Origin of the sequence: Xanthobacter wiegelii (genome assembly GCF_043193855.2) — a bacterium.
GTDB classification, from domain to species: domain Bacteria; phylum Pseudomonadota; class Alphaproteobacteria; order Rhizobiales; family Xanthobacteraceae; genus Xanthobacter; species Xanthobacter flavus_A.
The window spans coordinates 529,604-542,831 of sequence record NZ_CM195529.1 but is presented as its reverse complement, the minus strand read 5'-3'; the positions used below and the strand labels follow the sequence as shown (position 1 = coordinate 542,831).

15 protein-coding genes are annotated in these 13,228 nt (G+C 69.7%); 10 read left to right on the top strand and 5 right to left on the bottom strand.

All coding sequences use genetic code 11. The features are described from left to right. Nucleotides 1–107: 107 nt before the first annotated feature. Both V5F63_RS02470 and V5F63_RS02465 read right to left on the bottom strand, forming a co-directional pair. Nucleotides 108–542, bottom strand: coding sequence for a VOC family protein (locus V5F63_RS02470; RefSeq protein ID WP_394031231.1), 435 nt, complete (start codon nt 540–542; stop codon nt 108–110). A 14-nt stretch (nt 543–556) separates the two neighbouring features. Beyond that, nucleotides 557–1,540, bottom strand: a complete 984-nt coding sequence (locus V5F63_RS02465) for a tyrosine recombinase XerC (protein ID WP_394101479.1) — start codon at nt 1,538–1,540, stop codon at nt 557–559. 239 nt (nt 1,541–1,779) lie between these two features. On the opposite strand from V5F63_RS02465, the gene V5F63_RS02460 reads away from it, so the two are divergent. The 8 genes from V5F63_RS02460 to V5F63_RS02425 all read left to right on the top strand — a co-directional run bounded on the left by V5F63_RS02460 (nt 1,780) and on the right by V5F63_RS02425 (nt 9,990). Next, complete coding sequence (locus V5F63_RS02460; RefSeq protein ID WP_209490169.1) at nt 1,780–2,385, top strand: PadR family transcriptional regulator; 606 nt, start codon at nt 1,780–1,782, stop codon at nt 2,383–2,385. Nucleotides 2,386–2,552: 167 nt separating this feature from the next. Further along, nucleotides 2,553–2,822 (top strand): helix-turn-helix domain-containing protein, encoded by a 270-nt coding sequence (locus V5F63_RS02455; protein ID WP_394031227.1) that lies wholly within the window; start codon nt 2,553–2,555, stop codon nt 2,820–2,822. Between the two features lies 1 nt (nt 2,823). After that, nucleotides 2,824–4,845 (top strand): hydrogenase 4 subunit B, encoded by a 2,022-nt coding sequence (gene hyfB / locus V5F63_RS02450; protein ID WP_394101478.1) that lies wholly within the window; start codon nt 2,824–2,826, stop codon nt 4,843–4,845. Continuing rightward, nucleotides 4,842–5,789 carry a respiratory chain complex I subunit 1 family protein gene (locus tag V5F63_RS02445; RefSeq protein WP_394101477.1) on the top strand — a complete coding sequence of 316 codons (948 nt, stop codon included), beginning with the start codon at nt 4,842–4,844 and terminating at the stop codon, nt 5,787–5,789. The genes hyfB and V5F63_RS02445 overlap by 4 nt, the downstream gene beginning before the upstream one ends. Then, entirely contained in the window at nt 5,789–6,514 is a 726-nt protein-coding gene (locus tag V5F63_RS02440) for a hydrogenase-4 component E (protein WP_394031221.1), read from the top strand. Before V5F63_RS02445 ends, V5F63_RS02440 begins: the two co-directional genes overlap by 1 nt. Beyond that, the gene (locus tag V5F63_RS02435; protein WP_394101476.1) at nt 6,511–7,956 is read left to right on the top strand and encodes a hydrogenase 4 subunit F; all 1,446 of its coding nucleotides are present in this window, start codon (nt 6,511–6,513) and stop codon (nt 7,954–7,956) included. Before V5F63_RS02440 ends, V5F63_RS02435 begins: the two co-directional genes overlap by 4 nt. 9 nt (nt 7,957–7,965) lie before the next feature. Next, nucleotides 7,966–9,468 (top strand): hydrogenase large subunit, encoded by a 1,503-nt coding sequence (locus V5F63_RS02430; RefSeq protein WP_394101475.1) that lies wholly within the window; start codon nt 7,966–7,968, stop codon nt 9,466–9,468. A 9-nt stretch (nt 9,469–9,477) separates the two neighbouring features. Beyond that, a complete protein-coding gene (locus tag V5F63_RS02425; RefSeq protein WP_209487538.1) occupies nt 9,478–9,990 on the top strand; it encodes an NADH-quinone oxidoreductase subunit B family protein in 513 nt (170 codons plus the stop codon). 6 nt (nt 9,991–9,996) lie between these two features. On the opposite strand, the gene V5F63_RS02420 is transcribed toward V5F63_RS02425, so the two are convergent. The 3 genes from V5F63_RS02420 to V5F63_RS02410 are packed head-to-tail and all read right to left on the bottom strand — an operon-like array spanning nt 9,997 to nt 11,649. After that, nucleotides 9,997–10,647 (bottom strand): class I SAM-dependent methyltransferase, encoded by a 651-nt coding sequence (locus tag V5F63_RS02420; protein WP_394101474.1) that lies wholly within the window; start codon nt 10,645–10,647, stop codon nt 9,997–9,999. After that, complete coding sequence (locus tag V5F63_RS02415) at nt 10,628–11,269, bottom strand: hypothetical protein (protein ID WP_394101473.1); 642 nt, start codon at nt 11,267–11,269, stop codon at nt 10,628–10,630. Before V5F63_RS02415 ends, V5F63_RS02420 begins: the two co-directional genes overlap by 20 nt. Beyond that, nucleotides 11,233–11,649: an EVE domain-containing protein gene (locus V5F63_RS02410; protein WP_394101472.1), complete on the bottom strand. Its 417-nt coding sequence runs from the start codon at nt 11,647–11,649 to the stop codon at nt 11,233–11,235. The genes V5F63_RS02415 and V5F63_RS02410 overlap by 37 nt, the downstream gene beginning before the upstream one ends. Nucleotides 11,650–11,800: 151 nt before the next feature. Here V5F63_RS02410 and V5F63_RS02405 point away from each other — a divergent pair, with 151 nt between their 5' ends. Together V5F63_RS02405 and V5F63_RS02400 are read left to right on the top strand one after the other, a co-directional pair. Further along, entirely contained in the window at nt 11,801–12,100 is a 300-nt protein-coding gene (locus tag V5F63_RS02405) for an antibiotic biosynthesis monooxygenase family protein (RefSeq protein ID WP_209487535.1), read from the top strand. Nucleotides 12,101–12,286: 186 nt separating this feature from the next. Beyond that, nucleotides 12,287–13,036: a YkgJ family cysteine cluster protein gene (locus tag V5F63_RS02400; RefSeq protein ID WP_394101471.1), complete on the top strand. Its 750-nt coding sequence runs from the start codon at nt 12,287–12,289 to the stop codon at nt 13,034–13,036. The last annotated feature ends 192 nt before the right edge of the window (nt 13,037–13,228 follow it).

The following is a 13,228-nucleotide window of genomic DNA, read 5'->3' as shown; positions in this document are numbered from 1 at the left end:
CTTTCCGTGGCGCGCCGCGAATCACTCTCGAAGAATAACGGAGCGCTTGCCGGCATTGAAAGAGCCGAGCGCCGCCGGCCCACAGCCGGCAAACCGGCGGCGGGCCGCTACACATAGGCCACGGCCTCGATGCGCCAGCCGTCCGGGTCCATCAGGAACGCAGCGTAATAGCCGGGGCCGTACTGGGGCCGGAGCCCCGGCGCGCCGTAATCCGTGCCGCCCGTGGCGGTGCCGGCCGCATGGAAGGCTTCCACCGCCGCCCGATCCGCCGCGCAGAAGGCGATATGGGTGCCCGGTGGCGGCGTCACCGGACCGTCGCGCAATTGCACCCAGAAAGGCGCCGCGCCCGGCACGCCCTCCGGCGCCGGCAGGGTGCCGGGCGGTCCCCAGCAGGCGGAGGCGCCTTCCGGCTCGTCATAATCCGCCACCCGCACGAGGCCGAGGGGGCCCAGCACCGCATCGTAGAAGCGTACGGCACGGGCGAGATCTACCGTGGTGACGGAGAGATGCTCGATGACGGGGCGGATGGGCGTGAACGTCATGCGTCAGCTCCTGTTCATGCACGCGCCCTGGGATGCGCGGCGCGCCAGGCGTTCATGAGGGCCGCCCCATCCACCTGCGTGTAGATCTGCGTGGTGGATAGCGAGGCGTGCCCGAGCAATTCCTGGATCGCGCGCAGGTCGCCGCCGCGTGAGAGAAGATGGGTGGCGAAGGAGTGGCGCAGCGCGTGGGGCGTCGCGCTGTCGGGAAGCCCCAGCGCGCCGCGCATCCGCTCCACCGCCAATTGCACGATGCGCGGCGAAAGCGGCCCCCCCCGCGCGCCGCGGAACAGCGGCTTGTCCGGCGCCAGCGCATAGGGGCAGAGCGCGCGGTAGGCTTCCACCGCCGTGAGCACGGGGGCGATCAGCGGCACCATGCGCGTCTTGTTGCCCTTGCCGGTGACCGTGATCTGCGTCGTGCCCGGCGCGAGCGTGCCCGCCGTGAGACCCAGCGCCTCGGAAATGCGCAGGCCCGCGCCGTAGAGGAGGGTGATCACCGCCGCATCCCGCGCCAGCACCCATTGCTCGCGCGCCTCCCCGGCCCGTGTGTCGGGATCGGAAAGCGCGCGGGCGGCGGTGACGGAGACGGGCTTCGGCAGGCCCTTCGGCACCTTCGGCGCGCGCACCGCCGTGAGCGCACCGACCTTGCCCTGCCCTTCCCGCTCCAGATGGCGGCCGAACGACCGCGCGGCGGCGAGCAGGCGCACCAACGTGCGCGGCGCCACGCCCTCCGCGCGACGCGAGGCGAGCACGGCGCGCACGTCCGCCGGGGTGAGCGCCGCGAGGTCGGCGAGCGTCGGGCGGCGGCCGAGGTGGTCCGTGAGCCGCAGCAGAACGACGGAGAGATCGCGCGCATAGGCCTCCAGCGTCTTAGCCGAGAGGCGGCGCTCATGGGCGAGCCGGGCCAGCCAGCCCTCCACCGCCTCCGCCACATCCGGCGCGGCGGCTGACGCGAGGCCGTGGGCGGCGCGGGCGGCTCGGTCCTGATCGGTCATGGCCATAAGGGAACACTCCGGCGATCCGGCCGATCCTGCAAGCGCGGGCCTTCAGAAAGCCTGAACGGAATTTTCGGAAGGCCCACTTGCGCGTCAGATATATCGAACGATATAACCATGGTCGCTATATCTAACGACATATCTAAGGAGACTTCCGAATGTTCGGATGCAAACGAGACTGGCGGGACGCCCGCCGTGGCCGCGGCTTTGGCGGCGAAATGGGCGGTGAGTTCGGCCGCCGCGAGATGGCAGAGCATGAGTTCGCCGGCCATGGCCATGGCGAGTTCGGCGGCCATCGTGGCGGCGGCGGACCGGGTGGGCGCGGCGGGCGCGGCGGCGGCGACATGTTCCGCATCGGCCGCATGCTGGCGCAGGGCGACCTCAAGCTTCTGGCGCTTTCGCTCATCGCCGAGCAGCCGCGCCACGGCTACGAGATCATCAAGCTGATCGAGGAGAAGACCGCCGGCTGGTATTCGCCGAGCCCGGGCGTGGTCTATCCCACCCTCACCTTCCTTGAGGAGGCGGGCTACGTGACCGCCGAGGCGGATGGCTCCAAGAAGCGCTACACCATCACCGAGGAAGGCCGCGCCTACCTCGCCGAGAACCGCGACTTCGCCGACGCCATCATCGGCCGGCTGTCCGAGATCGGCCTCAAGATGGGCCGGGTGAAGAAGTGGATGGGCTGGAGCGAGAACGGCCCGAGCCACGGCGCCGAATTGCCCCGGCTGGTGGAGGCCGCGCTGGAGAATTTGCGCGACGTGACCCGCGAGAAGCTGGAGCAGAACCGCGGCGCCGAGACACGGATCGTCGAGATCCTCGCCCGCGTGGCCAACGACATCCGCGAGGCGTGAGCCTCGCAAGGAGGGCGGGCGCCGACCCCCTGCGCCCGCCCTTGCGCTCGCCCCTGCGCTCGCCTTGGCGGTAATATGATGTTTTAAACATCACTAATAATGCTTGATCGCTTAATAGACCGGGTGTAAGCAGCATTAGTCACGCTTTACACCTGCTGTTGACGATCATGATCACTGCCGCCCAGCTCCGTGCCGCCCGCGCCCTTCTCGGCCTCGACCAGCGCGCCCTTGCCGGCCTGTGCGGCCTCTCGCTCCCCACCATCCAGCGTATGGAAGCCAGCGACGGCGTGATCCGCGGCAATGTGGATTCGCTGATGAAGCTGGTGGGCGCGCTTGATGTCGCCGGCGTCGATCTCATCGGCGAAGGCGCGGTGAGCGACGGCGGCGGACGGGGCGTGCGCCTCAAGGCGCCGGCCCACCGGCCATCGGGGGACTGAGATGGCCCTCGCCCCCACGGTCCAGCTTCTCGCCGCTCTTTCTGCGGTTGCCGCGCTGCTGGTGCTGGCGGCGGGCGGGGTGCTGCTCGCGCGCGGGCCTTTCGGGCGGCCGGTGGTCTATGGCGGCGCGCTGGCGGTGACGCTGCTTGCCGCCGCCTCGGCCCTTACCGCCATCGCCGCGCCCACGGGCGGGCTGGTACTGCCGCTCGGCATTCCGTGGATCGGCGCGAACCTGCGGCTCGATGCGCTCTCCGCCGTCTTCCTCTTCGTGGTGAATCTCGGCGGCGCGGCGGCGAGCCTCTACGGCCTCGGCTACGGCCGGCACGACCATGCGCCGGAGCGGGTGCTGCCGTTTTTCCCCGCCTTCCTCGCCGGCATGAGCCTCGTGCCGCTGGCGGCGGATGCCTACACCTTCCTCCTCGCGTGGGAATTCATGTCGCTGGCCTCGTGGGCGCTGGTGGTGTCCCACGACAAGGAGGCCGGCAACGTGCAGGCGGGCCTCGTCTATATCCTCATGGCCTCCTTCGGCACGCTGGCGCTGATGCTGGCGTTCGGCCTTCTCGCGGCGGGCGGCGGGGGCTTCACCTTCGAGGCCATGCGGGCGAGCCCGCCCACCGGCTGGGCCGGGGCGGTGGTGCTGGCGCTCGCCATGCTTGGCGCAGGCTCCAAGGCCGGCCTCGTGCCGCTGCACGTCTGGCTGCCCCTCGCCCACCCCGCCGCGCCGAGCCATGTCTCCGCCCTCATGAGCGGGGTGATGACGAAGGTGGCCGTCTACGGCTTCATCCGCATCGTGTTCGATCTCGCCGGCCCGCCGGACTGGTGGTGGGGCATCCCGGTGATCGTGGCGGGCGCCATTGCCGGCGTCGTCGGCGTCCTGCAGGCGCTGCTGCAAAGCGACACCAAGCGGGTGCTCGCCTTCTCCACCATCGAGAATATCGGCCTCATCTTCGTCGGCCTCGGCCTCGCCCTCGCCTTCAAGGCCTCGGGCTTCGGCGGCGCGGCGGCGCTGGCCTTCACCGCGGCGCTGTTCCACGTGTTCAACCACGCGGCCATGAAGAGCCTCCTCTTCTTCGGCGCAGGCGCGGTGCTCACCGCCACGGGATCGCGGGTGATGGACCGCCTCGGCGGGCTCATCCACCGCATGCCCGTCACCTCTGTGGCCATGCTCATCGGCGCGGCCGCCATCTCGGCTTTGCCGCCGCTCAACGGCTTCGCCTCCGAATGGCTGGTGTTCCAGGCCATCCTGCTCAGCCCCGAGCTGCCGGCCTGGGGCCTGAAGCTCGCGGTGCCCGCGGCCGGCGCCCTGCTGGCGCTGGCGGCGGCGCTGGCGGCGGCGTGCTTCGTGCGGCTCTACGGCATCGTCTTCCTCGGCCGCGCGCGCAGCGATGAGGCGGCAAACGCCCATGAGGTGGACGCCTTCTCCCGCGCGGCGATGCTCGCCCTCGCAGCCATCTGCGTTCTCGCCGGCCTGTTCCCCGGCCTCGTCATCGATGCGCTGCAGCCGGCGGTGACGGCGCTGGTCGGGGTGAGGATGCCGGCGCAAAGCGAGGTGGCGTGGCTCTCCATCGTGCCGGTGGCGGAAAGCCGATCGTCCTATAACGGCCTCCTCGTCTTCCTCTTCATCGCCTCCTCGGCGCTGCTCACCGCCTTCATCATCCACCGCCTCGCCACCGGCGCGGTGCGCCGCGCGCCGCCGTGGGACTGCGGCTTTCCCAATGCCGATCCGGTGACGCAATATTCCGCCGGCTCGTTCGCCCAGCCCATCCGCCGGGTGTTCGCCCGCTCCCTGTTCGCCGCCCGCGAACGGGTGGAGATGCCGCCGCCGGGCTCGCTCGCCCCGGCGCGCATCGAGATCACCGCCCGCGATCCCGCCTGGGCCTTCCTGTTCCTGCCGCTGGCCGGGCTGGTGGAGCGCATCGCGACGCGGGCCAACCGGCTGCAATATCTCACCATCCGCCAATATCTGGCGCTGGTGTTCGGCGCCCTCGTCCTCCTGCTCCTGGTGCTGGCACTATGGACATGATGGCGAACCTTCTGGTGCAGGGCACCCAGATGCTGCTGGTGCTGGCGCTGGCGCCACTCCTCACCGGCCTCGTGCGCAAGGTGAAGGCGCGGCTCACGCGGCGACGCGGCGCCTCCGTGTTCCAGCCCTACCGCGACCTCGCGCGGCTCCTCAACAAGGAGGCGGTGCTGGCCCACAACGCCTCCTGGCTGTTCCGCGCCGTGCCCTACCTCCTCTTCGCGGCGACATGGGTGGCGGCGGCGCTGGTGCCCACCTTCGGCACCGGGCTCATCTTCTCCTGGTCGGCGGACCTCATCGTGATCACCGCGCTGCTCGGCTCGGCCCGCTTCTTCCTCGCGCTGGCGGGCATGGATGTGGGCACCAGCTTCGGCGGCATCGGATCGAGCCGGGAGGTGATGATCTCCTCCCTCGCCGAGCCGGCGATGATCATGATCGTCTTCTCCCTCGCCCTCGTCGCCCAGTCCACCCAGCTCTCCACCATCGCCTCGGTGATGGTGGCCGGCGTCGGCCTGCGCGTGTCGCTGGCGCTGGCGCTGGTGGCGCTCGCCATCGTCGCGGTGGCGGAGAACGGCCGCATCCCGGTGGACAATCCCGCCACCCATCTGGAGCTGACCATGGTCCATGAGGCTATGGTGCTGGAATATTCCGGCCGCCACCTCGCGCTCATCGAACTGGCCGCGCAGCTGAAGCTGCTGCTCTTCATCTCCCTCGTCGCCTGCGTGTTCGTGCCGTGGGGGCTGGCGCCGGCCGGGGCCGGGGCGGGCGCGCTGGTGCTCGGCATGGCGAGCTATGGCGCGAAGCTCGCGGCGGGGGCGGTGCTGCTCGCGGTGTTCGAGACATCCATCGCGAAAATGCGGGTGTTCCGCGTGCCGGACTTCCTCGGCGCCGCTTTGATGCTGGGGCTGCTCGGCACGCTGCTCCTGTTCGTGTCGAGGATGCTCTGATGGACCGCGCGCTCGCCCTCCCGCACGGCTCGGCCCTCGACGCCGCTTTGTCCGCAAGCCTCGTGTTCGACGTGGCGCACCTGTTCGCCGGCGCGCTGGTGCTCATCAGCTTCCTGATGCTCTATCAGGATCGGCTCTATGCCCTGCTGAAGGTGTTCGCCCTGCAGGCGGTGGTGCTCGCCCTCTCCGTGGGCTGGCAGGCGCTGGCGCAGGATGCGCCGCACCTTTATGTCACCGCCGCCATCGCCCTCGTGTTCAAGGCGGTGGTGATCCCGCTGGCGCTGGCGCGCATGGTCAAGCGCCTCGGCATCCACCGGCAGGTGGAGACGGTGGTTTCCATCGGCCCCACCATGCTCGCCGGCATCGCTCTGGTGGCGCTCTCCCTCGTGGTCATGCTGAAGGCCACCGCCGACGTGGGCGGCGCGGCGGATGCGCTGGCGCGCGAAGACCTTGCCTTCGCTTTGTCCGTGGTGCTGCTCGGCCTTCTGATGATGGTGACGCGGCGCAATGCCGTCAGTCAGGTCATCGGCTTCATGTCGCTGGAGAACGGGCTCATCCTCGCCGCCACGGGGGCCAAGGGGATGCCGCTGGTGGTGGAGATTTCCGTCGCCTTCTCGGTGCTCATCGCCCTCATCGTCATCGGCATCTTCCTGTTCCGCATCCGCGAGCGGTTCGACACCGTGGACGTGGACGCCCTCGACCGCTTCCGGGGAGGGCGTGCGTGAGCATCCTCTCAGGCCCCGCCCCCCTCCTCGTCGCGGTACCCGCCATGAGCGCGGTGCTGCTGGCGCTGGTGCCCTCCTATCGCGTGGGCGCGCTCCTCAATGTCGCCGCCTGCGGCCTCACCTTCGCGCTGGCGCTGCTGCTGCTCGGCGCGCCGCGGATCGCCGGGCCGTTCCTCATCGTGGACGATCTCAATATCGTCTTCGTGGTGCTGAACACCTTCGTCGCCTTCACCACCGCGTGGTTTTCCGCCGGCTACATCGCCCACGAGCTGGAGACGGGGCGGCTGACGCCGCTCAATCTGCGCTTCTACCACGCCATGTATCAGGTGCTGCTCGGCGCCATGACGCTGGCGCTCATGTCCAACAATCTCGGCGTCATGTGGGTGGCCATCGAGGTGGCGACGCTCACCACGGTGCTCATGGTCGGCCTCTACCGCACCGAGGCCGCCATCGAGGCGGCGTGGAAATATTTCATGCTCGGCTCGGTGGGCATCGCGCTCGCTCTGTTCGGCACCATCCTCGTCTACATGGTGGCGCAGCCCGTCGTGGGCGAAGGCGCGGGCGGCATGATCTGGAGCGTGCTGATGAAGCGGGCGCGGGATTTCGACCCCGCGCTGCTCAATGTCGCCTTCGTCTTCCTGCTGCTCGGCTACGGCACCAAGGTGGGCCTCGCGCCGCTCCATGCCTGGCTGCCGGATGCGCATTCCGAAGGCCCCACCCCCATCTCGGCGGTGCTGTCGGGCCTGCTGCTCAACGTGGCGCTGTTCGCGGTGCTGCGCTTCAAGTCGCTGCTCGCCGCCCATCCCGGCACGCTGGCGCCGGGGCCGCTGATGATGGCCATGGGCCTCGGCTCTTTGCTGCTCGCCGGCTTCATGCTGTACCGGCGGCGCGACATCAAACGGTTGTTCGCCTATTCCTCCATCGAGCACATGGGCATCATCGCCTTCGCCTTCGGGCTCGGCGGGCCGCTGGCGAATTTCGCCGGGCTGCTGCACATGACCATGCACAGCCTCACGAAATCCGCCATCTTCTTCGCCGTAGGCCACGCCTGTCAGGTGAAAGGCACGCAGGAGCTGGCGAAGATCCGGGGTCTCACCACCTCCCACCCGCTGCTGGGCTGGAGCCTCGTCGCCGGCGTCGTCGCCATCGCCGGCCTGCCGCCGTCCGGGGTGTTCATGAGCGAGTTTCTGGTGGTGACGAGCGCGTTTGCCGCCCGGCCGTGGCTGGCGCTGATCCTCGTCCTCGGGCTGCTGACTGCTTTCGGCGCGCTGATGGTGAAGCTTTCCGGCATCGCCTTCGGCGAGCCGAGCCCGGGCACCGATCCGGTGAAGGCGAGTTATGTGCCCATGGGCGTCCACCTCGCTCTGGTCTTCGCCGCCGGGCTTTATCTGCCGCCGGAGCTGGTCGCGTGGTTCCGCCACGTGGCCGCGGTGCTGGGCTAGGAGGGCGGCATGGTCAACCTCTCCGATCTCTTCGCCCGCAACGGCTCCGCCTGCCGCCCCTGGCCGCGCGTGAGCGTGAACGAGGCGGAATGGTCCGCCCTCTGCGCGGAACTGGCCGCCGGCCGGCTCACCCTCTCCGCTCTGTTCGGCGACAGCGCCACCGTCCACATGGCGCTGCTGGACGAGACCACCGGCCGCCTCGCCCTCGCGAGCCTCCCCTGCCCCGCCGGGGCCTTTCCCTCCGTCGCCCGCCACCACCCGCCCGCCGCGCGGCTGGAGCGGACCATCCGCGATCTCTTCGGCCTGACGCCCGTGGGCGCGCCGGATGATCGCCCGTGGCTCGACCATACCCGCTGGGGCGTGCGCGCGCCGCTCGGCGCCGCCAGTCCCGATGCGGGCGCGGGCGCAGCCTATCCGGTGCTGCCGGTGGAGGGCGAGGGCGTTCACCAGATCCCCGTCGGCCCCGTCCATGCCGGCATCATCGAGCCCGGCCATTTCCGCTTCTCCGCCTATGGCGAGACGGTGGTGCGGCTGGAGGAGCGTCTCGGCTATGTGCACAAGGGGATGGAAGCCCTCATGGCCGGCCGCGCGCCGGAGGAGGCCGCCCGCATCGCCGGGCGCCATTCCGGCGACGCCACCGTGGCCTATGCGCTCGCCTTCTGCCGCGCCGTGGAAGCCGCGCGCGGCGTCGCCATCCCGGAGCGCGCCCATGCGTTGCGCGGGCTGATGGCGGAGCTGGAGCGCCTCGCCAACCATCTCGGCGACATCGGCGCCATCTGCAACGATGCCGCCTTCGCGCTCATGCTCGCCCATTGCGGCGTGCTGCGCGAGCGCGTGCTGCGCGCCTCCGCCCGCGCCTTCGGCCATCGGCTGATGATGGACCGCGTGGTGCCCGGCGGCGTCGCGCAGGACATACCGACGGATGCCATTGCGGGCGTGAAGGCGATGGTGGCCGAGGTGCGCCGCGCCTTCCCCGCCCTCGTCCGCCTCTACGACGAGACCGCCTCGCTGCAGGACCGCACGGTGGGCACCGGCTTCACCAAGCCCGAATACGTGCGCCAGTTCGGGGCCGGCGGCTTCGTCGGCCGCGCCTCCGGCCGGCCCTTCGATGCCCGCCGCGCCTTGCCCTATCCGCCCTACGACCGCCTGCCCTTCGAGGTGCCGGTGCGCACGGATGGCGACGTGAACGCCCGCGTGTGGGTGCGCATCCGCGAGGTGGAGGAGAGCCTCGGCCTCATCATCCGCCTCCTCGACACGCTGCCCAAAGGCGACATCCTCGTGCCCGTGCCGGCCGGCGGCGGCGAGGGGGTGGCGCTGGTGGAGAGCTTCCGCGGCGATGTCTTCGCCTTCGTGGCGCTGGCGGCCGACGGGCGCGTGCGACGGGCGCACCTGCGCGATCCCTCCTGGTTCCAGTGGCCGCTGCTGGAAACCGCCATCGAGGCCAACATCGTCGCCGACTTCCCCCTCTGCAACAAATCCTTCAACTGCTCCTATTCGGGCGTGGACTTATAGGGGCCGATGATGCGCAAGCTCCTGCTCCAGGGCCTGCTCAAGGCCCCGCTCACCGAAAAAGGCCCCGATGACGCGGCGGTGGAAGCGCTGGCGCGCGAGCTGGACGCCGCTGCCCGCGCCCGGCTGGGCCGCAGCCTGTCCATCCGCGAGGTGGATGCGGGCTCGTGCAACGGCTGCGAGCTGGAAATCCACGCGCTGGGCAATGCCTTCTACGATCTCGACCGCTTCGGCATCCGCTTCGTCGCCTCGCCCCGCCATGCGGACGTGCTGCTGGTGACCGGCCCGGTGGCGAAGAACATGGCCGAGGCGCTGAAGCGCACCTATGACGCGACGCCATCACCGAAATGGGTGGTGGCGGCCGGCGACTGCGCCATCAACGGCGGCCTCTTCGCCGGCAGCTATGCGGTGACCGACGGCGCCGCCGCCGTCATTCCGGTGGATCTCAAAATCCCCGGCTGCCCGCCGACACCGGTGGACCTGCTCACCGGGCTTCTGGCGTTGCTGAGGGCGGGCAAGGCGTGAGGATCCTCACGCCGGCCGCCACACCGCCGTGCGCTTGATTTCCATGTCCTCCAGCTCCCGCGTCACCGGGACGGAATATTCGGCGAGCTTTTCCAGCCGGTCCTTGGGCAGATAGGTGCGCCCGGGGTCGCCGATGAGCACCGTGGCGCCGCGCCCGGCGAGGGCGAGGAGCCAGGCGAAGACTTTTTCCGCAAGGTCGCGCTCATAGGCGATGTCGCCGGCGAGCACCGTGTCCCAGCCGTCGTCCCGGCCGATGAGGTCGTCCTGAGTGGGCGAGAGCGCGACGCCGTTCGCCGCCCCGTTGAGGGCGATGGCGGCCACCGCGAAGGGGTCGATGTCGGCACAGGTCACGCCCGCCGCCCCCGCCTTCATGGCCGCGATGCCCACCAGCCCGGAGCCGGAGGCGAAATCCAGCACGCGCTTGCCCCGCACCGCGTCGGGATGGTCCAGCACGTGCCGGGCCAGCGCCTGCCCGCCGGCCCAGGCGAAGGCCCAGAAGGGCGGCGGCAGGCCGAGCTCGCCCAGTTCCTCCTCCGTGCGATGCCAGATGGGCACCGCCTCGTCGGCCACATGGAGCGAGATTTCCGGCACCAGTGGCACCGGCCGCAGGCGCGTCTCGGCGCGGATGAAGGCGGCGTCAGGCCGGGCGCGCGGCATCGTATGCGCGTTCGAGGAGCGGGTGGGAAAAGCGAGACTCGATCAGCGCCAGCTCGAGGGGGATCAGCAGCAGGAGACTGAAGAAGGGTACGATGTATTGGGCGCCGTGGTCGCCAAGGTCCGGAATATTCTCCGTCTCAAGCTCGCCTTCGATGTCGATGCGCACGCCGTCCGTGGTCAGCTGCGACCGTGAGAGGCACGACTTGATCGTCTGCGTCGCCGCGCCCCCATTGTCGGCCGCGTTGTAACCGTTGATGTGGCTGACCTCTCCGCCTTCGATGCGGACGGGATAGCGCTTCTTGAGTTCCGGAGCGCTCGCGTCCCGGATGAGTTGTCCGAGATCGGATCCCCAGAGCTCGAATCTCGGCGGCCCCCAATCCACCGAGACCGCATTCGGCTCGATGCGCATCACATCCACGGAGAGGCGAAGGCGCTGGGTGCTGGCGCGTAGCCACCGGGTCGGCTCCGGCGCGACGCCGTCCTTCAGGGAAAAGCCGCCGCGCACGACAGCGCTTCCCTGATCGACCAGATAGTCACCCATGTCGAAGGTATGCTGGCCGATCTTCCGGAGCGGCCTCAGCCGGTTCACTTCACGCCGCCCATGGCGCAGACGAGCGCCCATTCCTCATCCGTCACCGGCTGCACCGAGAGGCGGGAGAATTTCATCAGCGCCATTTCGGAGAGCCGCGGCTCGGCCTTCACGGCGGCGAGGGTGACGGGGGTCTTCAGCGGCTTCACCGCCTTGATGTCCACCATCACGAACTTGCCGGTGGGGTCGGAGGGGTCGGGATACGCCTCCTTGATGACCTCGACGATGCCGACGATCTCCTTGCCCTCGTTGGAATGGTAGAAGAAGCCGGTGTCGCCGATCTTCATGGCGAGCATCTGCTGCTTGGCGAGATGGTTGCGCACCCCGTCCCAATGGGTGCCCTTGGCGCCGGCCTTCACCTGCATCTCCCAGGACCATTTGAAGGGTTCGGACTTGTAGAGCCAGTGGGCCATGGCAATGCTCGCGCTCGCAATCGATGGGTCCGGATGTGCCGTGTCCCGCCTGTCTTGGCAAGGTTTCTTGTCACTTGCCTGAGACGCGCGAGGCCTTAATCTCCGCCGCCGACGGCGCGGACGGTCGCCGCATCTCATCAAGGAAGCGCACATGGTCTATGAGGTTGCCACGCTCGACATCAAGGAAGGCTCCGAGGCGGCCTTCGAGGCGGCGGTGAGGGAGGCGGCGCCCCACTTCCAGAAATCGCGCGGCTGCATCGGCATGTCGCTGGCGCGCGGCGTGGAGACCCCCACGCGCTATACCCTGCTGGTCACCTGGGAGAGCGTCGAGGATCACATGGTCCATTTCCGCAACTCGCCCGAGTTCCAGGAATGGCGCCGTCTCGTCAGCCCCTATTTCGCCAGCCCGCCGTCCGTGGAGCACACCACCGGCGTGGCGACCTACTTCTGATCGCCTGCTTCTGACGCCCCGCCCGCCCTCGCCGAACGGGGCGGGCGGGCGCTCTACGCGGTTTCCCGGACTTGTCGGCTATTCCCGATTGTACATAGCTTGTTCCATCTCAATGCTCCGGCTCCGGCTTTTGGCCAGCGTTCCGGTTCGCCCGTTTGGGGCGCGATGCATTTTTGGAGGCTTGCCGTGGCGATCGCTTCTGAGCCGGAGACCGCAGCCGACGGCCCCGCCGCCTTCTTCCGCGCCCAGCACGCCGCCTTCGGCGCGACGCTTCAGGCCCATGGCGGCTCGATCGAGATCGTCGATCGCCTCTGGATGCAGGCCTTCTCCAGCTACGCGCACAATGTCACCGAGCAGACGAAGGATCTGCCGCCGCTCGCCTGCCACAAGGGCTGCGGCACCTGCTGCCGCATCCAGGTGGCGGCGACCATGCCCGAAGTGCTGATGGTGGCGCGCTATGTCCGCGCCATGGCCGAGGGCTTCCGCAAGGTGGGCATCGATCTTCCCGCCCGCCTCGCCGCCGCGCAGGGGGCGAACCCCGCCACCTCCGGTACCATGGCGCTGGGTGCGGAATGCCCCTTCCTCGCCGAGGGCATCTGCGTGATCTACCCGGTGCGGCCGCTCGCCTGTCGCGGCCACGTCTCCTTCGATGCCGAGGCCTGCATCGCCGCGCTGGAGGGGGAGGCGGACGAGGTGCCGGTCTCCGAATCCCACCGCACGGTGCGCGCGCTGGTGCAGGGGGCGCTGCAATCGGCCCTGCGCGATGCCGGCAAGCCTTGGGCGCTCTATGACCTCCTTGGCGCGCTCCGCATCGCGCTCGCCCACCCCGACGCCGAAGGCGCCTTCCGCGCCGGCGCGGACGTGCTCGACCCCGCCATCATTTCCCATGTGAGCCGCGCGGAGATGGGCCGCACCTTCGACCGGCTGAAGGCCTGAAGCCCGCGCGGCGCCTGAGCGAAGACCGCGCGCCAAGCCCGCGCGGCGCCTGAGCGAAGGCAGCGCGCAAAGCCCGCGCGGCGCATGAGCGAAGGCAGCGAACAAAGCCCGCGCGGCTTCATCCCCTCTGTCATCCCCCGCCTTGTGCGGGCGATCCACCGAGACGCCAGAAGAGTGCCCGGCCTGCGAGAA